Origin of the sequence: Paraburkholderia rhizosphaerae, assembly GCF_004366595.1 — a bacterium.
In the GTDB taxonomy this organism is placed as follows: Bacteria; Pseudomonadota; Gammaproteobacteria; order Burkholderiales; family Burkholderiaceae; genus Paraburkholderia; species Paraburkholderia rhizosphaerae.
Map to the genome: position 1 here is coordinate 40805 of NZ_SORE01000014.1, position 22061 is coordinate 62865.

A 22061-nucleotide genomic window follows, 5' to 3' on the forward strand; every position below is an offset into this window, starting at 1 on the left:
CCTGTCGCCCCGTGCTGTCGATCATCGCGCTAGTTCGACGGCGCCTCGCGTAGACGATGCGTCGTCTGCGGCGCAGCCGCGGCCGCCGACGCCGCTTCGGACACACCGCGCGGCCCCTCGCGCACATCGGCCGGACGTGTCGAGCGGCCCGCCGCAGCCGGATACATCACCATCAGTGTGCGCAGCACGCCGTTCGTCCAGCCAAACCCGTCCTGCAGCGGATATTCACCACCACCCGCGGCCGTCGACCCGGCCTTCGCGTCGACGTCGTACTTTTCGACCAGTTTTCCAGTGCGCTGGTAATACGCGACGTTCGTCTGAATCCAGCGCGTCGCAATGTCGCTTGCCAGCGCGGCCTGACCGTAACGCCGCAAGCCCGCCACCGCCAGGTATTGCAGCGGAGCCCAGCCATTCGGCTCGTCCCACTGCTGCCCGGTCTGTACGGTCGTCGTCGCGAGTCCGCCCGCCCGTAGCAGTCGCGCGCGCACCGTCGCGCCGATCGCGGTTGCCTGCGCCTTGTCCGCCACACCAAAATAAAGCGGATAAACGGTCGCCGCGCTGAGCCGATGAGTGAGCTGCCGCGCGACGAAGTCGTAATCGCCGAATGCATGCATCTGCGGGTCCCACAAAACGCGGCGGATCGCCGCCGCGCGCGCGGCCGCGCGCCGTTCGAAACGCTCCGCATTGGCCGCATCGCCTTTCAGCCGGTACGCATGCGCAAGCGCGCGTTCGAGATCGGTCAGCAGGCAATTCAGATCGACAGGAACCAGCGACGTGACCTCGACTGTGCCGAGCGTTTTGCCGTCCTCAAACCAGCGCGAGCTGAAGTCCCAGCCGGTTTCGCCTCCGGCGCGCAGATTGCGCCACAGATCACCCGCGTTGCGCTGCGGTGTGTGAGACGCGGTGTCCACGTCCTCCCGGTACGATTCGTCGCGCGGCGTATCGCGTGCATCCCAATAGCGATTGAACAACGTGCCGTCCGGTAGCCGCACCAGGTGCCGATACGCACTGCCCGGCGCGAGATGGTCTTCGCCATCCATCCAGTAACGGTATTCGGCAAGCAGTTCGGGCAGATAACGCAGATAGACGCGATCGCCCTCACGCTCGGCGGCCAACTGCACCATCTGTGCGAAAAACGGCGGTTGCGAACGGCTCAGATAGTACGTGCGATTACCGTTCGGAATATGCCCGTAACGATCGATCAGCGTTGAAAAATTGTTGAGTTCGTCGTCGAGCAGATCCTCACGGCCGCTTTGCTCGAGACCGAGCATGATAAAGAACGAATCCCAGTAGTAGATTTCGTCGAAGCGATCGCCGGGCACGATATACGGATATGGCAGCGGCAACAGCGACGACCACGCGCTCGCGCTCCGGTCCGGATCGCGCTTCAGCACATTCCACAGCGTGTCGATATGCGCGGTGACGCTCTGGTTCGGATCGGACACGTAGCGTTTCGTCTCGCGTGAGGGCAGCTTGAAGTGCGATTCGACGAAGCGTCTCAGGTCGAACGCCGGTTGCGACTTCTGTTGCGCGTACTGCACGACGATGCGCGATGGTGTGTCGTCGGGAATCATGTCCGCGAACGTTTTGCTATCGGGAAAGAGGTGTGCGAGTTCGACGTCGCGATACAGCGCGCCATAAAGTTCCGAAGGCGGTACCGGCACCACCGGCGACGGCGTGCTGCGACCCGCGGTGCCGCTTGCCGCGTTGGCCGCGGCGTTCGTGCTTGCGGGAAGACTTGCCGCGGTTGCAGCCGCCGCGCCAGCCGTTGCATGCGCATCGGTTGCGGCGCTTTGCGTGGCCGCATCGGCAGACGCCGTGGCAGCCGCGATGCAGCCGGTTGCGACGAGTAGGGAAAAAAGTGAAATGGCGATCGCCCGCGCGCGGCGAGACATGTGTTGCGGCAGCATCTATTCAAGTCCTCGGGGTGCGGTACATGCTGATGAAAGACGCGAGCCGGCGCGCAATGTTCCCCAGATTGCAATACTTTCAGCGTTGCGAAGCACCGGTTTTTGCGCTCGCTCGTGCATACGATCAAGCCGACGATCGAGGCGCGAAGCGTGCGCGCGCAGGTTTCGTGCCGACATCGAGCGACAATCAGGCGGCAACAACTCGCATATCGCTCACGGGTTCGTTGCACGACTCACCGACATGTGGACATAATTGGGAGACGTCGCACGTCGAGGTGAGCACCATGCATGAGTCCGGTTCATCCGAATGCAGCACCCTTCATGCTGTGAGCGAGGCAACGGCAACGGTGCGCGATTTACGCCGCGTGCCGATTCACCCGGATCACTGGTATCCGCTAGCGTTGTCTCGCGAAGTCAAGCGCGGCCGCGCGCACGGCGTGCATTTCGCGGGCGAACCGATCGTGCTGGTGCGCACCGCATCCGGCACGGTGTTCGCACTCGAAGACCGCTGCGCGCACCGGCAGATTCCGCTGCACGATGGTGTGGTGGACGGCGAAACGATTCGCTGCTGTTATCACGGCTGGACCTATGACTGCACCGGTCAGTGCGTAAACATTCCGTATCTCGGCCGCGAGCGTTTGCCCAATGGCGTGCGCGCCTATCCATGCCGTGAAGTCGAGGGCCTCGTGTTTGTCTTTCCGGGCAATCCGGCGCTAGCCGAATCGACACCCCTGCCCTCGCTCGGCTCGGTCGCAAGCGATGCGTACAAGACGCGCCGCTACGCGCGCGAGGTGGCGTGCCATTACTCGTTCATGCATGAAAACCTGATGGATATGAACCATCAGTTTTTGCATCGCCGGGTGATGGGGAAAATGAACGCGCATACCGTGGGCCGCCGCCATGGCGACAACTGGGTGGAAGTCGACTACAGGCTGGCGCGCGAGGCCGGTATCCGGCCCCTTGGCGAGGCCGTGGTGCTCGGACCGGCGAGCGCGCCCAGCGAGACCAATGAAGACGTGATGACGATCCGCACGAGTTACCCGTATCAAACGCTGCAGATCCGCCACGCGAACGCGGCGTTGATGCTCGATCTATGGGCCGTTTACGTGCCGCTCGATCGCGAACAGCGCAGGACACGCGCCTATGGCCTCGTATCGATCAAGCGGCCGCGCATGCAGATATTGCTCGATATCGCGTGGCCGCTACTGATCTGGTTCACCGAACGCATCTTCAAGGAAGATCGCTGGGCCGTCGAGCGCGAGCAGGAAGCGCACGATGCGCAAGGCGGCGACTGGAATCACGAGGTTTTTCCGGTTATCAACGAACTGCGCGATCTGTTGCGCCGCTGCGGCGGCCCGTCAATGCGGCGGGTGATTCCGCTCGAAACGCCCACCGCATCGGCGGATTGACAGCAACCGATCACGCGTGCGCGCACTGCGTTTCAGGCGCTTGCGCGCGCCGCGCCGGACATCAGCGGCACCAGTCGAGGCCGCTCGCGGTCGCGCCTTCCGGGTTGTACTCACCGGCCACCCAGCCGTCGTAGCCGAGCCGGTCGAGCGTGCGGAACAGGAACGGAAAGTTGATCTCGCCGGTGCCTGGCTGGTGCCGGCCCGGATTGTCCGCAACCTGTATGTGCCCGATACGCGGCAGTAGCCGCTCGATCGTCGCCGCGAGTTCGCCTTCGCTGCGCTGCATATGGTAGATGTCGTATTGCAGCCAGAGATTGGCCTTGCCTGCATCGTCGAGCGCGCGAATTGTCACCGCGGACGTGTTCAGCATGAAACCCGGAATGTCATAGCGGTTACATGCCTCGACCATCAGGCGAATCCCGGCCTTCGCGGTTGCGTCGGCCGCATAGCGCAGATTGCCGGTCAGCGTGCGCCATACGAGGTCCGGGTCTTCGTTCACCGGCATGATGCCGGCGAGGCAGTTCAGACGCTCGACACCGAGCGTGCGCGCATACTCGATCGCCTTGGCGACGCCCGCGCGAAATTCGTCGACGCGCGTCGGCAAACACGCGAGGCCGCGTTCGCCGACGCTCCAGTCGCCGGCCGGCAGATTGTGCAACAGCGGCGTCAACTGGTTTTCGTCGATCCGCTGTTTGATCTCGTGCACATCGAATGCATAAGGAAACTGGAACTCGACAGCCTTGAAGCCCGCTTGCGCGGCGGCCGCGAAGCGATCGAGAAACGGAACTTCGGGGAACATCATCGTCAGATTGGCGGCAAAGCGTGGCATGACTCTTCCTTGATTTGAATCGGCAACAACATCATCAGAAACTGCAAAGCGAAGCTAACCCGGTACTGAATGTTGCACGCCCGGGTCACGTGCCTGGGTCACACGCCTCGCTCACTCACTCAGCAAACCGCGCTTGCGCAGCATCGGCTCCGCCTTCGGATCGCGCCCGCGAAATGCACGGAATGCGGCGCGCTCGTCGCGGCTGTCACCGGCGCTGTACACATGGCGTCTGAGCCGATCTGCCAGCGCCGGGTCGAACGCGTTGCCGGCTTCCATGAAAGCATCGAATGCTTCGGCTTCGAGTACTTCGGCCCACATATAAACGTAGTAACCTGCCGCATAGTGCGCGCCGCTGAAGATATGCGAGAAGTGCGGCAGACGGTGACGCATGCCGACTTCGCGCGGCACGCCCAGGCGTTCGCGCTCCTGTGCTTCAAAGCGCTCGATATCGATACTGTCCGCGTCTTTTTGCAGATGCAGCGCCATATCGATCAGCGCCGACGACGTATATGACACGGTCTCGAACCCTTCGTTGAACGTCTGCGACGCGCGAATACGCTCGATCAGTTCGGCCGGTATCGGCTCGCCTGACTCCACATGGCGCGCGTGCTTTTCGAGCACCTCGGCCACGGTCGCCCAGTTTTCCATCAGTTGCGAAGGCAGTTCGACATAGTCTTGCGGCACGTTGGTGCCGGATAGACGTCCATACGTCACATCCGACAGCAACCCGTGCAGCCCGTGCCCGAACTCATGAAACAGCGTGCGCACGTCGTCGAAGCTGAGCAGCGTCGGGCCGTCACTGTTGCGCGCGAAGTTATTGTTGTTCACGACGATCGGCTGAGCATCAATGCCGTCGCTGCGCCCATTGCGCATCTGCCGGCGATAGACATGCATCCATGCGCCGCCCTGCTTGTTCGGCCGCGCATAGTTGTCGCCAAGAAACACGCCGACCGGTTCGCCGCCGCGCCGCACTTCCCAGATGCGCACGTCCGGGTGATACAGCGCAACGCCGGTCTGCTCGACGAACTGCACACCGAACAGGCGTCCCGCGCAGTCGAACATCGCATTGATCATCGCGTCAACGCTGAAATACGGCTTCACCTGCGCATCGTCGAGTGCATAGCGGGCGATGCGCACCTTCTCCGCGAGGTAATACCAGTCCCACGGCTCGATATCGGTTGGTTCGCCGAGCGCGGCGGCCTGCTCAACCAGTGCCGCGCGTTCGCGCGCGACGCTCGCCTTCGCCGGCTCCCACACCTGGTCCAGCAACGCGTACACCGCGCGTGCATTGCCCGCCATCCGGTCGGACAGCGCATAGTCCGCGAAGCTGTCATAGCCGAGCAGGCGCGCCTGTTCCGCGCGCAGCGCGAGGATCTCGCGGGCAATCGGCCGGTTGTCGCGCCCTGCTGTTTCGCCGCGCGTCGTCCATGCACGCCACGCGGTTTCGCGCAGGTCGCGACGCGTCGAAAACGTCAGGAAGGGTTGCACCAGCGAGCGTGACAGCGTGATCACGTACCCGTCGACGCCGCGCTCACGCGCCGCGCCGCGCGCGGCCGCACGCACGAACGCCGGCAGCCCGGCGAGATCCGCATCGGACGCGAGCCGCAACTGATAAGCGGATTCATCGGCCAGCACGTTTTGCGCGAACTGTGTCTGCAGATTCGCAAGCTGGACGGCGATCGCCGCGAAGCGCTCACGCGCGGCGCCTGGCAGCGCGGCGCCGGTGCGAATGAAATCGGTATGCGTGCGCGTGAGCAGCCGCTGCTGTTCTTCGGTCAATTGCAGGCTCGACGCCTGCCGGTGCACCGCATCGAGCCTCGCGAAAAAGGCGGCGTGCATCGTCACTTTGCTGTCGTGCGCGGCAAGCAGCGGCGCCATCTCGCGTTCAACCGCCTGCAGTTCGGGCGGCGATTCCGATCCGCACAGATTCTCGAAAGTCAGCCGCACACGGTCGAGCTGCGCGCCGGCGGCGTCGAATGCGGCGACGGTGTTTTCGAATGTAGGCGCTTCCGTATTCGTTGCGAGCGCATCGATTTCCGCGAGATGCCGATCGAACAATACGGAAAAGGCCGGCGCAAAGTGTTCGGCGCGGATCTGCTCGAACGGCGGCAGCTGGTAGCGCGTTTGCCAGTCCTGCAACAGCGGGTTGGGTTGTCTGGTCATATCGATCACCGTTTCGGCTCACCTTCCGCGGTCGCCTCGGTCGCGGATATCTTGCGGCTATTTGACGAATGTCTGCTTGCACGTGGCTTTCGTCACGCGTGTGCTGCAATGCGAATGAACGGGCAGCGGCGCTGCAACCGCCATGATATGACAACGCGACAACGCCTGAAGCCGCGAGAGCGCCGCACTTTCCCGCCCTATCGCACAAACGTGCCTGATCCGTCTTCGTCGTAGTACTCGAGCGTCACGCGATCGCTGAGAAAACTTGCCTTCGAAATCGTGCCTGGCGCGGCATTCTCGTTGTACAGCGTGAACGTGAACACATCGCCGTCCCAATGGGTAACCGGCACGATGATCGGCACCGGCCCGATCCCCAGTAAAAGCGCGCCATTCTGTTCGCTCACTTGCAGCGGCCCGTAGTAATCGTTGCGGTAAGTGCCGGTATAGGCGGACAGCGCACGCGCCGGGAACGGCGCCGCTGGCCGCTGCGCGCCGACCAGCGATCCTTCCGGTTTCAGCAACCCGGCCAGCGCACCCGCATAGAGCGATGCCCAGTCGCGCTGGATCGAACCAAACTGGACGAGATCGAAAAACTGCGCGGTAATCGTCTCGGGTACGCCGATCGGGTATCCGTTGGTCAACACGATAATCGCGAGACCGGTGGATGGCACGGCGACAAAGTTCGTCGCCGCGCCGAGCGCGAACGCACCCGAATGGCTATAGGTGTCGCGTCCCGCCGCCGTAATGCCGACGTTAAAGCCGTAGCCGTAAAAGCCGGCTGGCCGCCCGTTGCCCGGCGGCGAACTCTGCACCTGTTTCGATATCGCGGCGTTCAGCGGCGCTTCTTCGACGATACGCTGGCCGTCGAGCATGCCGTTGCCGAGCATCATTGCGAGCCACCTGGCCATATCGTTGACGGACGAACTGACGCCGCCCGCCGGCGACTGTGCATCCGGCATCCTGGCTGGGCCGATCACCCAGTGGTCGCCGGTCTTCACATGGCCGACCGCGCGATTCTCGCGCGCCGCGAAATCCGCATACCGCGAACTCGTGCGGGTCATCTTTAAAGGCTGGTAAATCGCCTGCTCGGATAGCGACGCCCAGTCGGTGTGCGCTGCGGCAGCGACCGATTCCGCCGCCGCGGTCAGCCCGAAGTTCGTATAGAAGTACGACTGGCGAAACGGATGCAGCGGCAGATAGCGCAGTCGTCGCAGGATCTCGTCCCGATCGAAGCCGAGGTCTTCGAGACGATCGCCCGCATGATCCGGCAGACCCGAGCGGTGCGCGTACAGATCGGCAATCGTCACTTCCTTGCTGACCTCCGGGTCGGCGAGCGAGAACCACGGCAAATGGTCCCGCACCTTGGTGTCCCAGCTCACGCTGCCAAGCCCGACTTGCCGCGCGACGACGCTTGCGCCGACTGGCTTCGACAGCGATGCGAGCTGAAAAACCGTGTCCGCGTCGACTGGCTGACGCGTGCCGGCCTGACGCGTGCCGAAGCCTTTTGCATAGACTGTCCGCGCGCCGCGCACCACGGCGACGGCCAGTCCCGGTACGCCCGTGCGCGCCATCTGCGCGTTCACGAGCCGGTCGAGCTGGGCGATCGCATCGTTGATCTGTGCCGGTGGGATGGGCGCCGCCGGCTGCCGCGTGCGCGTGGCCGCAGTATCGCGAGGCGGCTTGCCATGCGCCGCGATTGACGCAAACAGCGGCCCATACGCGGGTGATAAAAGCACTGTGCGAAGCAGTCGACGCCGTCGTTCAAAGCCTGTCATCGCGCGTCTCCTCAGGGAGCGATCACATGAGTCTGATCACATCGCGCGCGGATGCATAGTGCAGTGCCCCTCACAGCGCAGCGGATTGCAGTCGATCGCGCCACGCTCCGACAGATTGCGTCAGCCGGCGAGCTTGTACGTCAGAAACAGCGTCGTGCGGCGATATCCGACGCGCTGGTAGACCAGAAAGCCCGCCTGCGTCGCATGCAGCGACGCCGCACGACGCGAAAAAAATAGTCAGTCGCGCGAAGTGGACGCACAGTCAGAACAAGCGACTCCACGCACCTCGCACCTGTTTTTTCGTCATGCTGTAGACTCGCGCGTGTCGTCGTAACAGGCCACCGCTCGCGCCTGTCAGCGACATTCCGTTCGCTTTCCACCTGTAATCAGGACTTTTCCTTGCAACTTCATATCTGGATCACTTACGCGCTGACGTGCTGCGCGATCGCGCTGTCGCCCGGACCCGGAGCGGTACTCGCGATGAGTCATGGCCTGTCGTACGGCGGCAGAAAGGCAACCGCGACGATCATCGGCCAGGAGTTCGGCCTCGCGTTTATTCTGATCGTGGCCGGCGCCGGCGTCGGTTCGCTGCTCACCGCATCGATGTGGGCTTTCATTGCGGTCAAGTTTTGCGGCGCCGCGTATCTGATCTACCTGGGTCTCGCGCAATGGCGCTCGAAGCAGGCGCCTTCCGAAGCCGACGCGCTCACCGCGCCGCCCGCATCGTGGCGAAAGCGATTCACGACAGGCCTGCTAACCAACGCGACCAACCCGAAGGGAATCGTCATTCTGGTCGCGATCCTGCCGCAATTCATCGACGCCCACGCGCCACTGGTGCCGCAACTGGCGATCATGACAATCACCATGAGCGTCGTCGATACGGTCATCATGCATGGCTACGCGTATGGCGCGAGTGCATTCCGGCGCGTACTGCGTAGCGAACGGGCGAGGCGCGTGCAGAACCGCTTCTTCGGCGGTCTGCTGATGGGCCTCGGCACCGCGCTCTTCTTTGCACGCCGGATTCCGACCACCTGAGCGTTAAGCGTTGCATTGCTACGGCGTGCGCCGGTGCCGGTCAGTCGAGCCGCGCGCCGCATCGACGTTACAGCCGCAGTTTGCGCACCACACTTGACTGGCTCATCCCGAGCGCCTTCGCGACATCACGCGTATTGCCGTACTCGCGCATCGCATCTTCAACCAGACCGCGCTCGAACCGCTCGACCTGCTGGCGGAACGTGCCGGGCTGCTGCTCCGCGATCTCGGGCGGCAGCACGCAATCGAGAAACTCCGGGCCGATCACATCGCTATCGCAGGTAACCATCACCCGTTCGATCACATTGCGCAATTCCCGCACATTGCCTGGCCAGTCGCACGCAATGAGCAGGGCCATCGCCTGTTCCGACATCACGCGGGACACGCCGTATTTCCGGTTGAACTCATTGACGAAGTGCAGCACGAGCGGCGCAATGTCGTCCTTGCGTTCGGTTAGAGGCGCAATTGCGATCGGCACGACATTGAGCCGATAGAACAGATCGTCGCGAAACGTTCGCTCGGCGACCATCGCTTTCAGATCGCGGTTGGTCGCCGCGATCACGCGCACGTCGACCGGAATCGCGCCCGTGCCACCCAGCCGCACAATCACCCGATCCTGCAGCACTTGCAGCAGCTTGACCTGCAGGTCGAGCGGCATATCGCCGATTTCGTCGAGAAATAGCGTCCCCTGCGACGCGAGTTCGATCAGCCCGGCCTTGCCTTGCCGCAGCGCACCGGTAAACGCGCCGGGCTCGTAGCCAAACAGTTCCGATTCGAGCAGCTCGCGCGGCAGCGCGCCGCAATTGATCTTGATCAGCGGACCACGCGCACGCGCGCTTTCCTTGTGAATCAACTGCGCGATCACGTCCTTGCCGACACCCGACTGGCCGGTGATCAGCACGGTCGCGTCCACTTTCGCGACGCGCATCGCCAGCGTCGCGATCCGCTGCATCGCGTCGCTGCGCAGCACGATGCCGTCGACCTGCAGGTTCTGCAGCCGCAGCGCTTCGATTTCCTGATCGACGCGCCGCAGATCCGCGCGGGCCTGAGCAAGTGCATCCTGCAACTGCAACAGTTCGGTGGTGTCGCGCGAGTTGATGATCACCTTGCGCACTCTGCCCTGCTCGTCGAACAGCGGTATGCCGGTTGCGAGGATCGTCTTGCCGGCGTGCGTCTGCTGCGTGGTTGAAATCCGCTGCCCGGTACGCGCGACCTGCGCGGCGACGACCGGACGGATCCAGCCTTTCTTTTCGAACTCCACAACGTGCTGTCCGATCATCTCGGACGCGTTCACGTCGTAGTTCCGTTCGCATCCGGGGTTGACCATCAGTGTCTTTCCGTTGCCGTCGGTGACAAAGATGCCATCGTACGAATACCGGAAGATTTCCCCGAAGTCGAGCGCCGCCTGACACAGCCGTCTGATCGAAGGAAAGAGCCCCGCATGCTCGCCCGCGGGCAATAGCAGCACGAGTGTCTGTTCGCTCACACGATGCACGCCGACATGAAACTCGCGGCCATCGATCGTGAAGTTGCCGTTATCGGGCGCGTTGGACGGCGCTGCGGATTGGTCGCCGTCATTGCCCGCGGCGGGTTTGGCGACGAACGCGTGCAGCGCCCGCGGATCATGTGTATCGATGCATTCGCGCACGAACGCGTTGTGCCAGACCCGTTGCGATCGCACAAACCAGGCAATGCCAACCGGTAGATCATCGAGCAGCGCTCGTAACGCGATGGCATCCATTAACCCGTCCTCTTCGCAGTCGTTTTCTCGAGCGACGCAGAATACAGCAGCGCTCCATCCCGCGCGCACGCATCGCCGATCCGATTCAATATTGACTCGCGGTGATTCAGCAATGGTTCGCAAACTGTATGCGATATGCGGCCGATCCGCGCTCATGCGGGCGAGCGCCGCGCTGCGCGCGACATTCGCGACTGTGGCGCAGAGCTTGCTTTAGTCGCGTACACCTATCGTCGCGTCACAACATTTCGGGTGAAATCGATGAAACCGATCAAAGGCGTTGTTTTCGATCTGTACGGCACGCTGTACGACGTGCACTCGGTCGCAAGCTTGTGCAGCCAGTTCTATCCCGGCCGGGGCCTCGAAATCAGTATGCTGTGGCGGCAAAAGCAGCTGGAATACACATGGCTGCGCAGTTTGATGGGCAGCTATGCGCCGTTCGAGCAGGTCACCGACGACGCGCTCGGCTTCGTCAGCAAGCAACTGAAGCTGAACCTCACGCCCGGCGCGCACGAAGCGCTGTGTAACGAATATCTGCAGATCAAACCGTATCCGGAGGTGCCCGGCACGCTCGCGAAGCTTCGCTCGCTGGGTCTGCCGCTCGCGATTCTGTCCAATGGATCACGACACTCGATACGCAGTGTCGTCAATCATTCCGACCTGGCGCCGCAATTCGACTATCTGCTGAGCGTTGACGAAGTGAGCGTGTTCAAGCCGCATCACGCTGCGTACGAACTCGCCGAACAGCGGATGGGCATTGCGCGCGGCGATCTGCTATTCGTGTCCTCGAACGCGTGGGATGCGAGCGGCGCGCGCCACTTCGGCTTCACGGTGTGCTGGGTCAACCGCAGCGGCAACACCTTCGACGAACTCGGAGAGCGTCCCGATCGCGTGATTGCGGGCCTCGACGAACTGGTCGGCCTGGTCGGCAGCGCTTCTGCATAGGCTCGTCACGTCGAGCCGCACGTGGACGCGACCGACCTCGCGTTCACCCGAACTTACAGGGTGCCAGACGTCACGCAGTCATCAGGCATCCGCGTCGTAACTGGCAACACTGGCAGATGGCTTTAGAAGAACATTCATTGATCCACATCCTGGACGCTGTGCCCGCGCTCCTATGGAGCGGTAGACCCGACGGACGCGCCGATTACGTCAACCGGTCATGGACGATTTTCACCGGCCGTGAGCACCGTGATCTGATCGGCGCAGGCTGGCATAACGCGTTGCATCCGGACGATTTGCGCCGCGTGCTCGATGCGCTGGGGCAGATCGACCGCAACGCGCGCGATCGCCAGATGGCCGTGCGTGTGCGCGATTCGCTAGCGCGCTATCACGTGTTCCTGATCGACATCGGCAAGAACGTCGAGCCGCGCGACGGATCGTCGTCGTTTTACGCGGCCGCGATCGAAATGTGCAATAGCGACGACGGGCATTATGCAAACCGCGCACTGGAACCTGATCGGGATTCACCGTGGACCCGCATACCGGTGATGATGTGGAGCGCACGCGCGGACGGCTATCTGGACTTCGTCAACGAACGCTGGACCCAACATACTGGCCTGCCGCTCGATGAAGCGCGCGGCGCCGGATGGCAGTCGGCGATTCACCCTGACGATCTGAATACAGCAACACGCGCGTGGCGAAAGCTGATCGAAAGTCACACCGAAGGCGCATCCGAATGCAGGATGGGCAGCACCGAGCACGGCTATCGCTGGAGCCTGTCGGTCGCCCATCCGCTGTGCGACGACTCCGGTAGCGTGATCCGCTGGTACGGCGCGGTGCTCGACATTGATGACTGCAAGCGCGCCGAAGACAAATTGCGGTTGAACCAGGACTATCTGAACGATGCGCAGCGATTGACCCAAACGGGTAGCTTCGCGTTCGATCCGTCGAGCGGCGCATTCTGCTGGTCCAGAGAAATGTACCGGATCTACGGCTACGAACCGAGCACGCAACCGAGCCTCGAACGGATCCTCGCGCGCACGCATCGCGAAGACGTCGGGAGCGTCGCTCGCATGTTCGATCAGATCGCCGCCGAACGGCACGATGTCGACATCGAATACCGCCTGCTGATGCCCGACGGCGAGATCAAACAGATCCGCATGCTTGCGCATCCGGTCGACCATCGAGGCAGTCAGTATCGATATGCGGGGACAGTGATCGACGTGACCGAAGCAAGAGCGGCGGACCGGCGGTTGCAGGAAGCTCACGCGGATCTCGCGCATGCGACGCGTATTGCGACGCTCGGCGAACTGACCGCGTCGATCGCGCACGAAGTGAGTCAGCCGCTCACCGCAATCGAAACCAACGGCGCGGCCAGCCTGCGCTGGCTGCAGCGCGACACGCCGGACCTGCACGAAGTGGAACTCGCGATCGAACGGATCAGACGCGATGCAAGACGCGCGAACGATGTGATTCGCCAGTTGCGCGCGCTGGCGCGCAAAGACGTGTCGGCGCGCAAGTCCGCCAGCATCAACGCGGTGATTCGCGATGCGATGCTGCTTGCGCGATCTCAATTGATCCGCGATCACGTGACGCTCGTACTCGATCTCGCGACCGGGCTGCCGCGCATCGACCTCGATGTCGTGCAAATGCAGCAGGTGATTATCAATCTTGTGACCAACGCGAGCCAGGCGATGAGCGGCATCGTCGGTCGCGCGCGCACGTTGACCGTGCGCACACTGCTGAACGATCGCGACGGCGTGCGCGTGATCGTGCGCGATGCGGGCACCGGTTTTCCCGACGACCACAACGAAACCATGTTCACACCATTTTTCACGACCAAACCGAACGGGATGGGCATGGGGCTATCGATCAGCCGCACGATTATCGAAAGCCATGGCGGCACGATCTGGGCGCTGAATAACGCGGGCCACGGCGCGCAGGTGATTGTCGATCTGCCGGGTCAGGAAGATCGCGTCGTCTGGCGTGACGGCCAGGCAGGCTAACCAAAGGAGCCGTTTTGGCGTCAAGGCCGCTCGTTGATCGGCCCCTCGACGTCAATCTTGCCGACCGCGCCCGCGGGCCCCTTCACAACCAGCGGACCGCGTACTTCGAGATCGCCATGCACGATAAGCGGCCCGCGCACGGTAAGCGGGCCGTAATAATTATTGTCGCCCGCGCGCCGGTCGGCATCGTCGGGCACGAGTTGCGCGACGCGCTCCGCGGTGAGCGGCCCGCGTACCTCGAGATTTCCTCCGACCTTAAGCGGTCCTTCGACCGTCACCGGCCCGCGCACGACCGCGGAACCGATAATGCTGAGCGGCCCGGTGGTGACCGGTTCGGCCGCGGCCGGAATGGATGCGACGATTGAAATGAGTCCGCACGCGGTTGCGCACAGACACGCGCGTACGCGCGCGCGCCGCGCGCCATCAGCGATAGAGTGATTCACGATGCCTCCCATGCAACGATGTTGCGTGAGGCCGTGCCGCGATTGGCCGGCGCCCGTTGTCTTTCTGTCCGTTCAGTCTACTTGTGTGAACGGCGAATGACAAACCGCTGCTCGGCGCGAATCTCTACCACCGCGCAACCAGCGAATTGACACCGCGCAGATTGCCGCGCTGATTCCAGCTCAGATTGTCGAGTTCCGTCAGTTCGAGATCGGGCAACCGTTCGAGCAACACGCCAAGCGCGGTCTCGAGTTCGATCAATGCCAGCCGGTAACCGATGCAATGGTGAATGCCTGCGCCGAACGACTGTACCCGGCCTTCGTCACGTCCGATATCGAGGCGATCCGGGTGAGTGAACTTCGCCGGGTCGCGATTGGCGGAACCGATCATCACGAAGATCGACGTATCGGGCGTCAACTCGACGCCATCGATTTCACTGTGTTCGAGCGGCGTGCGTATTGTGGCCTGAACCGGGCTGTCATAGCGCACGCATTCGAGCACCGCGTTGGGCATGCGCGACGGGTCGCGCTTGAGCAGCGCAAGCTGTTCCGGATGACGATGCAGCGCAATCAGCGCGTTGCCGATCATGTTCGACGTTGTTTCATGTCCGCCGATAAAAAGCAGAATCACGTTTGACACGATTTCATCTTGTGTCAGTTTCTCGCCATGCTCCTCGACGGTAACCAGCATCGATATCAGATCGTCGCCGGTGCGTGCGCGGCGCGCGTCGATCACGCCGATGAAATAACGCTCCAGTTCGTCGTATGCGGCCGTCGCGCGCACCAGATCCTCCGGCGTTATCGGCGCGGGGTCGAATACCTTTGCCACGCAACTTGCCGCGGCGCCGAGCGTTATCGCATCTTCGACAGGGATATCAAGCATCCGGCCGATAATGCCGACCGGCAGCGGAAACGCAAATTGTCGGGTGATATCGGCGGTTTCGTCATGCGCGAACGCATCGATCAGTTCATGACAGGAGCGGCGCGCGACATCCTTCATCGCTTCGACTTGCCGCGCATTGAACGCCTGCATCATCAGGCCGCGCAGGCGCGTATGCATCGGCGGGTTCAGCAGCAGAAACATACGGCTGAACCCCTGAAACAGCTTCATTTGCGGCGCGTCGTCGCCATACCGAACGCGCACGCTTTCGAGGTAGCTCTTGCCGAAGCGACGGTCGTGCAAGATCGAATCGACCACATCATAGTGCCCGCACATGACCGCTGTCGGCGCAACGCGCACAAAGCGCCCTTGCGCGCGAAGCTTTTCGTAGAACGGGTAAGGATTGTCGAAATTCTCACGCGTCGCGAGATCGGCCAGTTTCATGTCGTTTCCGGAAAAGATGGGATACGACTTAAAGACAGCCACGCCGGGCACTTTATTCCGTTTCCACGCCGCGTGCCCTGCACACGGCGCGTGGATCTTTTATCTCCGTCAGAGTTCTCAAATCGGTCAGATCGGCGTCAACACCGCTTCGCCGGCGAAATGACGCGTTGCGTTGTCGATGAAGTTGTTCACCGAAGCGGCGATCGCCTCGGGAGACGTGCCGGCCACATGCGGCGTTAGCACGACGTTGCGTAGCGACAGCAGCGCCTGCGGCGGCTCCGGTTCACCTTCGTACACGTCGAGCCCCGCGCCGGCAAGCGTGCCATGCGCGAGCGCATCCGCAAGCGCCGCCGTATCGACGACGCTGCCGCGTGCGACGTTCACGAGAAACCCGCGCGGCCCAAGGGCGTCGAGCACGGTACGGTCGACCATATGACGCGTGGCCGGCCCACCCGGCGTCGCGATGATCAGATAGTCGCTCCAGCGTGCAAGTTCGACAACGCTGTCGAAATACCGATACGCGGCATCGGCACGCGGCTTGCGATTGTGATAGCCGGTTTCGATGTCGAAACCGGCCGCACGGCGCGCGACCTTCAGGCCGATATTGCCAAGACCGACGATGCCCATCCGCTTGCCCGACACGGTCGGACGCATCGGCAACTGGTCGCGCCAGATGCCGTCGCGCGTCGCGCGGTCGCGATAAGCGACGTCGCGCACCGCGGCAAGCAGCAACGCAAATGCGTGATCGGCGACGCAGTCGTCATTGGTGCCCGCTCCGTTGCACAGCACGATGCCGCGTGCGCGCGCGTGATCGATTGCGATGTTTTCGTAGCCCGCGCCAAGTGCGCTGACGAATTCCAGCTTCGGCAACCGGTCGAGTTCCGCGGCCGTGAGACCGGTCGTGCCGTTAGTCAGCACCGCGCGAATCGCGGCGCCATGTGCCTCGATAGCCGCGAAGCGTTCCGCGGGAGTCGGCGCATAAACAATGTCGAAACCGGCGGCGACTGCCGAATAGCTGTCGTCATCGAGCGGTATCAGCACCAGTAGCGAAGGTTTATTCATAACCGGATACAAGCACGAAACGGTAAATAAAGGGGGAGAAAGGGAAACGGCTGACAAACATTAATCGGCTAACCGGACATTCGGGACACGCGAAGTTTAGCAGCGTGCGCTCAGTCATCGGACGTTCCTATACCTTGCGTCAGCGCGACATCCCTCAAGGTGTTCACATGGCCGCGCTCACCGGTTACGGCAATCCCACTCAACGTGATTCGCACGGTGCGCGAATACGAGCACGCCGGCGTGGCTACGATTCATCTGGAAGACCAGGTCCGCGCGAAACGCTTCGCCGATTTCACCGAAACCGTCGGCTTGCGTGAAATCGACTCGCTTGCGCAACGCTATCGTTAGCGCTGCGGCTAAGCGCGGGTTTATTTTTGGCAGCATCGTCAACCTTTACACGCACGTTTTACAACCGCCTTTCCCCGCAATTCCGCAGGCTTTCACCCGTCACGCTTCGCGCCAGCGCCCCCTCCAAAAATCTTTTTTGATCAGCTTGCCCGGTTATTTTGAGCCGTGCATTGTGCATTGTGCATCGCGTCATCCCAGATAGCGGAGACGCCGTTGCCGCGGCCGCCTGCGCCTGTGCGCTTGCGGAATCGATGAACCCGTTCGATGCCGATCACGATGCCGATCAACGCCCATGCCCCTTCCCCACCCGCGACGCCGCGCGATGCGGCCGCGGCGCCCGCGCGACTGCACGTCGCCGAACTGACTCACACGTTCGAAGCCGAAGACGGCGCGCCGGTGCCGATCTTTTCAGGTCTCGACTTCAGCGTCGGCAGCGGCGAGATCGTCTCGATTGTCGGCCGCAGCGGCGCGGGCAAGAGCACGCTGTTCAATCTGATTTCCGGGCTTTTACCGCCGCAATCGGGACGCATCGCGATCGGCCCGCGCGCCGACGGGTCGCCCGGACGCATCGCGTACATGCTGCAGAAAGACCTGCTGCTGCCGTGGCGTTCGGTGCTCGAAAACGCGGTGCTTGGCATCGAACTGTTTCGCAAGGTCACATCGCAAGACCTCGAGCGCGCGCGCCATATGCTCGCGCGCTACGGCCTTGGCACCGTCGCCGACGCGTATCCGCACGCGTTGTCGGGCGGCATGCGGCAGCGCGTCGCGCTGACGCGCACATTGCTGGTCGATCCGACGCTGGTGCTGCTCGACGAACCGTTCTCGGCACTCGACTACGAAACGCGTCTCGCGCTCGAGGACGACGTGATGGCGCTGCGCGAGACGAACGGCACCAGTGTTGTGCTCGTTACGCACGATATCGAGGAAGCGATTGCGATGAGCGATCGCGTGATCATTCTCGGCGGCCGGCCTGCGCGCATCGAACAGGCGCTCGATATCGAACTGACCGTCGACGGCACGCGTAGCGCCATCACCGCGCGCGAGGCGCCCGAATTTCGTACATGGCATGCGCGAATCTGGGGCGCACTACGCGGCCAGACGAGCGGACATGCGGGCGGACATGCAGGTCAACCCAATGGCCAACCGGGCCCATACCGAGGACTAGCAGCATGAGCGAAGCGATCCTTTCCAACCCGCCCGCGCCGGTGCGCGCGAGGCGCCGCGCGTCGCGCGATTACACCAGCGCCGCTGCGGTCACCGCGATCATGCTTGTACTGGTCGCGCTGTGGCAGACCGCCGCCGCGCGCGGATGGATCAACGGCCAGTTGTTCGGCTCGCCGGCCGGCATCTACAAGACCGCGCAGATCGGGCTCACGCAAGGCACGCTAATACCGGACACGCTAACCACGCTGTATGAAACGGTCGTCGGGCTGGTAGCCGGCAGTGGCCTTGGCATCGGTCTCGGCCTGCTGCTGTGGTTCGTGCCGCGCGTGTCCGGCGTCGCGGAAGGCTTCTCGGTGCTGCTCAACAGCATTCCGAAGATCGCGCTCGGACCGCTGATCGTGATCTGGTTCGGCTCGGACATGACGTCGAAGGTGTGGCTCGCCGGCATCTCGACGTTCGCCGTGGCGATGATCTCATCGTGCGCGGCCGCGCGTGAAGTCGACCGTGACCTGCTGAACCTGTTTCGCTCGTTCAACGCCCGGCCATCGATGATTTTCCGCAAGCTGATCGTGCCCGGCGCGCTGCCGTGGATCTTCTCGACGCTGCGCGTGAACATCGGCTTCGCGCTGATCGGCGCGGTGGTCGGCGAGTACATCGCGTCGCAAGCGGGTCTCGGGCATGAAGTGTTTGTCGCCGGTTCGCTGTTCGACCTCAATACCGTCTGGCTCGGCATTATCGTGCTGACGCTGATGGCCACGCTGCTCACCTGGATCGTTCAATTCGCTGAAAAAAGGATCGTCACATGGAAAACAAAACGATAAAGCGGCTGGCCGTCATCGCCGCCCTCTCGCTCGCTACGGGACTCGGATTTCAATGCGCGGATGCAGCGCCGCCTGAAAAGGTGGTGGTTTATCAGGCGTTCCAGTCGATCCAGTATCTGCCGCTTTATGTCGGTATCGATAAAGGTATCTTTGCGAAGTACGGGCTCGATGTGCAGAAAGTGACGGCCGGTGGCGGCGCCGCCGGTGTCGCGGCAGTAATCGGCGGTCATGCGGACTTTTCGCTGCAGGACCCGATGACCGCGATCCTCGCGAACCTGAAAGGCGCGACGCTGGTGAACGTCGCGAATGTGGTGGCGGGCGTGCCGGTCTGGGTGATCGCGCCGGGCAATTCGCCGCTGAAAACGCCGGCTGATCTTGCGGGCAAGAATGTGTCGACCGCGCTGCCACCGACCACCAGTACCTATCTGCTGCAACGTTTGATCAAGGAACAGAAGATCAACGACGTGAAGCTCAATACCGTGCAGATCGGCACGGAACTGTCGCCGGTCACCGCCGGGCGCGCGGACGCTGCCGCGCTTTACGAGCCGCAGGTCGATGAAGGCCTCGCGCAAGGTTACAAGATCGTCTACGGGTTCCCGAAAGCATACCCCGGCGGCTATGCATTCTCGACCATCGACACGCTCGCATCGACGATCAAGGACAAGCCGCAGATGGTGGCTGCGTTCGTCAAGGCGCTCGGCGAAGCGGAAGCGCTGATCCAGTCGTCGCCGGAAACCGCAAAGGCGGTCGCCGGCGCGGAATTTCCGACGCTGTCGAAGACCGTGGTCGATAATGCGGTCGAGCGCCTGATCAGCCAGAAAATCTACGCGCTAACGCCGGAGATTTCCGAACAGGCGTTCCGTAACGCGCTCGACTTGCAGGAATACATCGGCAACATCAAGCCGGGCTCGGTGACTTACGCTAGTGCAGTCGACAACTCTTTCGCAAAGGCGGCCGCCGCCGGAAAATAGGCTCACCATGCCGACGTGGCGGGCGCGACAGTTCAACTGCTGTCGCGCCCGCCACGCGGCAACGCACCTCATCCCTTCACGTAGAACAAACCTTCATGAACCTCGACAACCCGCCTTGGGTCACGACACTGATCGCGAGCCGCGGCGATGCGCAAGCGTGCGCATCGCGGCTCGAGCAGGCGCGTGCACGCGCCGACGAACTTGACCCGCAGTTGAAGGCTTTTACCTTTCGGCCCGATCATTACGACGGCGTGGACCACGCGGCTGCGAAGCCGCTCGCCGGCATGCCGATCGCCGTGAAAGACCTGATCGCGACCGCCGACATGCCGACCACTTATGGCTCCCCGGCGTACGCGGGCTACCTGCCCGCCGAAGACGCCGAGATTGTCTCGCGCATTCGCGCACTCGGCGGCATCGTGTTTGGCAAGACCGTCACGACTGAATTCGCGTGGCGGCAGCCGGGGCCCACCGTGAACCCGTGGAATCCGCTGCATACGCCGGGCGGCTCGTCGAGCGGCTCGGCTGCCGCAGTCGGCGCGGGTATCGTGCCGCTTGCGGTCGGCACACAAACGCTCGGTTCGGTGATCCGCCCTGCCGCTTATTGCGGCGTGGTCGGCTACAAGCCGACGCATGGCCGCGTACCGACCGCGGGCGCGCATCCGCTGTCGCAATCGCTTGACCATATCGGGTTCTTTGCGAAGCGCGTTGAAGATGTCGCGCTCGCGCAGGCGCTGTTCGTCGACGGCAAAGCCGACGTGCTCGCCTCTATCGACGCATGGAACGGCGCGTTCACGCCGCGCCGGCCGGTGTCGGTCGGTGTGATCCGCACGTCGCTCTGGTCGCGCGCCGACGCGCAACAGCAGGCGAATTTCGACCAGTCGATCGAGCGGTTGAAAGCCGCCGGCGTTGAGCCGCACGAACTCGAGTTGCGTGTGGACTTGCCGGTCATCGTCGACGCGTTGAATACGATCTTGCAGGTCGAAGCGCATCGCAACATCGGTCCGGTTGCTGCGAAGCATCCGGATAAGGTCAGCGACCGGATGAAAGCGCTAGTCGAAGCGGGCGCCGCGGTGCCGGCCGCGAAGTACGACGAAGCGCGCGCGTTGCAAAAGGAGCTTTCCGCGCAGTCAGCGGCATTTGTCGGCGGCTACGACGTGCTGGTATCGCCGCCGGCTACCGGTGGCGCGCCGCGCGGACTCGACGACACCGGCGACGCGACGTTCTGCGCCGCGTGGAGTTTTCTCGGCATGCCGGCCGTGACGATTCCGTCGGGTCGCACCGCGGACGGGATGCCGCTCGGCTTGCAACTGATCGGCGCACGCGACACGGACTTAAGCGTGCTGCAGTTCGCCGCGTGGGCGCAAGCGACGTTGCCTGCGTTCGGCTAGCCGTTTCATCCTCATCGACAAAAAGGCGCGCCTTGACCAGACACTTCCAGACCGCGCAGCAATATGTGTTGAATACGTTGCGCGCGGAGATTCTGAGCGGGCTTCATCCGGCGAATACGCGGCTGCGGCAGGAGGAAGTCGCGGCGCGCTTGCAGGTCAGCACGACGCCGGTACGCGAGGCGTTTCGCGATCTGCGCGCCGAGGGGCTGGTATCGATTGGGCCGAATCGGGGCGTCGTCACGCGCGGGCTGACCGCGACCGATGTCGACGAGATTTACGAGTTGCGGATGGTGCTTGAGCCGATGCTCGCGCAGAAGGCCTGCTTGAGAGCGAGCGGCACGCAGCTCGATGCGGCTCAAGCGTGCCATCGAACGATGCTCGCGACAGATTCGCCGGAAGCGTGGTCGGTGCTCAATGAGGCGTTTCATGAGCATCTGGTCGCGTGCGAGGCGCACACGCGGCTCTTCGCGATGGTGGGCGCGCTGTTCGCGGTCGCGCGACCGTATGTGGCGCTGGCCATGCATGTGCAGCAGGACATCATGGCCAGCAATAACGATGAGCATGCGGCGTTGCTGGCGGCTTATCGCGCGCGTGATGACGCCGCGGTGTATGAGCAGACGCGCGAGCATTTGAAGAACACGCTGGCCGCGGTGGTGCGCTGTGTGAGTGGCGGAGCGAACGGGGCGGCGGTGGTTGCGGTGGCGTGAAGGTAGCCATACAAGGATGTTCTCGATGAAGT

17 protein-coding genes are annotated in these 22061 nt (G+C 62.9%); 9 read left to right on the top strand and 8 right to left on the bottom strand.

Features of this window, described 5'->3' with window-relative positions; translation table 11 throughout:
- Nucleotides 1–29: 29 nt before the first annotated feature.
- On the bottom strand, nucleotides 30–1910 hold the full coding sequence (gene treF / locus BX592_RS19060) for an alpha,alpha-trehalase TreF (RefSeq protein WP_243849621.1): 1881 nt from the start codon (nucleotides 1908–1910) through the stop codon (nucleotides 30–32).
- Between the two features lie 284 nt (nucleotides 1911–2194).
- Between treF and BX592_RS19065 the strand changes: the two genes are divergently transcribed.
- Nucleotides 2195–3319: an aromatic ring-hydroxylating oxygenase subunit alpha gene (locus BX592_RS19065; protein ID WP_134193368.1), complete on the top strand. Its 1125-nt coding sequence runs from the start codon at nucleotides 2195–2197 to the stop codon at nucleotides 3317–3319.
- Nucleotides 3320–3380: 61 nt separating this feature from the next.
- On the opposite strand, the gene hyi is transcribed toward BX592_RS19065, so the two are convergent.
- The 3 genes from hyi to BX592_RS19080 all read right to left on the bottom strand — a co-directional run bounded on the left by hyi (nucleotide 3381) and on the right by BX592_RS19080 (nucleotide 8086).
- Complete coding sequence (gene hyi, locus BX592_RS19070) at nucleotides 3381–4148, bottom strand: hydroxypyruvate isomerase (protein WP_134193369.1); 768 nt, start codon at nucleotides 4146–4148, stop codon at nucleotides 3381–3383.
- A 111-nt stretch (nucleotides 4149–4259) separates the two neighbouring features.
- Nucleotides 4260–6311: a M3 family metallopeptidase gene (locus BX592_RS19075; RefSeq protein ID WP_134193370.1), complete on the bottom strand. Its 2052-nt coding sequence runs from the start codon at nucleotides 6309–6311 to the stop codon at nucleotides 4260–4262.
- Between the two features lie 197 nt (nucleotides 6312–6508).
- Nucleotides 6509–8086: a serine hydrolase gene (locus tag BX592_RS19080; protein WP_134193371.1), complete on the bottom strand. Its 1578-nt coding sequence runs from the start codon at nucleotides 8084–8086 to the stop codon at nucleotides 6509–6511.
- A gap of 399 nt (nucleotides 8087–8485) precedes the next feature.
- Here BX592_RS19080 and BX592_RS19085 point away from each other — a divergent pair, with 399 nt between their 5' ends.
- A complete protein-coding gene (locus BX592_RS19085) occupies nucleotides 8486–9121 on the top strand; it encodes a LysE family transporter (RefSeq protein ID WP_134193372.1) in 636 nt (211 codons plus the stop codon).
- 67 nt (nucleotides 9122–9188) lie between these two features.
- Here BX592_RS19085 and BX592_RS19090 read toward each other — a convergent pair whose 3' ends face one another.
- Nucleotides 9189–10859, bottom strand: coding sequence for a sigma-54 interaction domain-containing protein (locus tag BX592_RS19090; RefSeq protein ID WP_134193373.1), 1671 nt, complete (start codon nucleotides 10857–10859; stop codon nucleotides 9189–9191).
- A gap of 258 nt (nucleotides 10860–11117) precedes the next feature.
- On the opposite strand from BX592_RS19090, the gene BX592_RS19095 reads away from it, so the two are divergent.
- The gene (locus tag BX592_RS19095; protein ID WP_134193374.1) at nucleotides 11118–11801 is read left to right on the top strand and encodes a haloacid dehalogenase type II; all 684 of its coding nucleotides are present in this window, start codon (nucleotides 11118–11120) and stop codon (nucleotides 11799–11801) included.
- A 137-nt stretch (nucleotides 11802–11938) separates the two neighbouring features.
- Nucleotides 11939–13804 carry a PAS domain-containing sensor histidine kinase gene (locus tag BX592_RS19100; RefSeq protein WP_166676402.1) on the top strand — a complete coding sequence of 622 codons (1866 nt, stop codon included), beginning with the start codon at nucleotides 11939–11941 and terminating at the stop codon, nucleotides 13802–13804.
- 20 nt (nucleotides 13805–13824) lie between these two features.
- Here the strand turns inward: BX592_RS19100 and BX592_RS19105 are convergent, their stop codons facing one another.
- The 3 genes from BX592_RS19105 to BX592_RS19115 form a co-directional block, all read right to left on the bottom strand.
- Nucleotides 13825–14247, bottom strand: a complete 423-nt coding sequence (locus tag BX592_RS19105) for a hypothetical protein (protein ID WP_243849622.1) — start codon at nucleotides 14245–14247, stop codon at nucleotides 13825–13827.
- A gap of 124 nt (nucleotides 14248–14371) precedes the next feature.
- Nucleotides 14372–15568, bottom strand: coding sequence for a cytochrome P450 (locus BX592_RS19110; protein ID WP_134193376.1), 1197 nt, complete (start codon nucleotides 15566–15568; stop codon nucleotides 14372–14374).
- Nucleotides 15569–15694: 126 nt separating this feature from the next.
- Nucleotides 15695–16630: a 2-hydroxyacid dehydrogenase gene (locus BX592_RS19115; protein WP_134193377.1), complete on the bottom strand. Its 936-nt coding sequence runs from the start codon at nucleotides 16628–16630 to the stop codon at nucleotides 15695–15697.
- A gap of 612 nt (nucleotides 16631–17242) precedes the next feature.
- Between BX592_RS19115 and BX592_RS19125 the strand changes: the two genes are divergently transcribed.
- The 5 genes from BX592_RS19125 (at nucleotide 17243) to BX592_RS19145 (ending at nucleotide 22029) form a co-directional block, all read left to right on the top strand.
- Nucleotides 17243–18151: an ABC transporter ATP-binding protein gene (locus tag BX592_RS19125; RefSeq protein ID WP_243849623.1), complete on the top strand. Its 909-nt coding sequence runs from the start codon at nucleotides 17243–17245 to the stop codon at nucleotides 18149–18151.
- Nucleotides 18148–18963 (top strand): ABC transporter permease, encoded by an 816-nt coding sequence (locus BX592_RS19130; RefSeq protein WP_134193379.1) that lies wholly within the window; start codon nucleotides 18148–18150, stop codon nucleotides 18961–18963. The genes BX592_RS19125 and BX592_RS19130 overlap by 4 nt, the downstream gene beginning before the upstream one ends.
- Complete coding sequence (locus BX592_RS19135; RefSeq protein WP_134193380.1) at nucleotides 18945–19934, top strand: ABC transporter substrate-binding protein; 990 nt, start codon at nucleotides 18945–18947, stop codon at nucleotides 19932–19934. Before BX592_RS19130 ends, BX592_RS19135 begins: the two co-directional genes overlap by 19 nt.
- A gap of 95 nt (nucleotides 19935–20029) precedes the next feature.
- Entirely contained in the window at nucleotides 20030–21322 is a 1293-nt protein-coding gene (locus BX592_RS19140) for an amidase (protein ID WP_134193381.1), read from the top strand.
- Between the two features lie 32 nt (nucleotides 21323–21354).
- Nucleotides 21355–22029, top strand: coding sequence for a GntR family transcriptional regulator (locus BX592_RS19145; protein ID WP_134193382.1), 675 nt, complete (start codon nucleotides 21355–21357; stop codon nucleotides 22027–22029).
- Nucleotides 22030–22061: the final 32 nt, after the last annotated feature.

Coding starts and splice junctions, on each gene's coding strand:
- BX592_RS19125 (WP_243849623.1), top strand. CDS start 17,243: ATGCCGATCACGATGCCGATCAACGCCCATGCCCCTTCCCCACCCGCG.
- BX592_RS19115 (WP_134193377.1), bottom strand. CDS start 16,630: ATGAATAAACCTTCGCTACTGGTGCTGATACCGCTCGATGACGACAGC.
- BX592_RS19095 (WP_134193374.1), top strand. CDS start 11,118: ATGAAACCGATCAAAGGCGTTGTTTTCGATCTGTACGGCACGCTGTAC.
- BX592_RS19090 (WP_134193373.1), bottom strand. CDS start 10,859: ATGGATGCCATCGCGTTACGAGCGCTGCTCGATGATCTACCGGTTGGC.
- BX592_RS19110 (WP_134193376.1), bottom strand. CDS start 15,568: ATGAAACTGGCCGATCTCGCGACGCGTGAGAATTTCGACAATCCTTAC.
- hyi (WP_134193369.1), bottom strand. CDS start 4,148: ATGCCACGCTTTGCCGCCAATCTGACGATGATGTTCCCCGAAGTTCCG.
- BX592_RS19140 (WP_134193381.1), top strand. CDS start 20,030: ATGAACCTCGACAACCCGCCTTGGGTCACGACACTGATCGCGAGCCGC.
- BX592_RS19075 (WP_134193370.1), bottom strand. CDS start 6,311: ATGACCAGACAACCCAACCCGCTGTTGCAGGACTGGCAAACGCGCTAC.
- BX592_RS19065 (WP_134193368.1), top strand. CDS start 2,195: ATGCATGAGTCCGGTTCATCCGAATGCAGCACCCTTCATGCTGTGAGC.
- BX592_RS19135 (WP_134193380.1), top strand. CDS start 18,945: ATGGAAAACAAAACGATAAAGCGGCTGGCCGTCATCGCCGCCCTCTCG.
- treF (WP_243849621.1), bottom strand. CDS start 1,910: ATGCTGCCGCAACACATGTCTCGCCGCGCGCGGGCGATCGCCATTTCA.
- BX592_RS19080 (WP_134193371.1), bottom strand. CDS start 8,086: ATGACAGGCTTTGAACGACGGCGTCGACTGCTTCGCACAGTGCTTTTA.
- BX592_RS19130 (WP_134193379.1), top strand. CDS start 18,148: ATGAGCGAAGCGATCCTTTCCAACCCGCCCGCGCCGGTGCGCGCGAGG.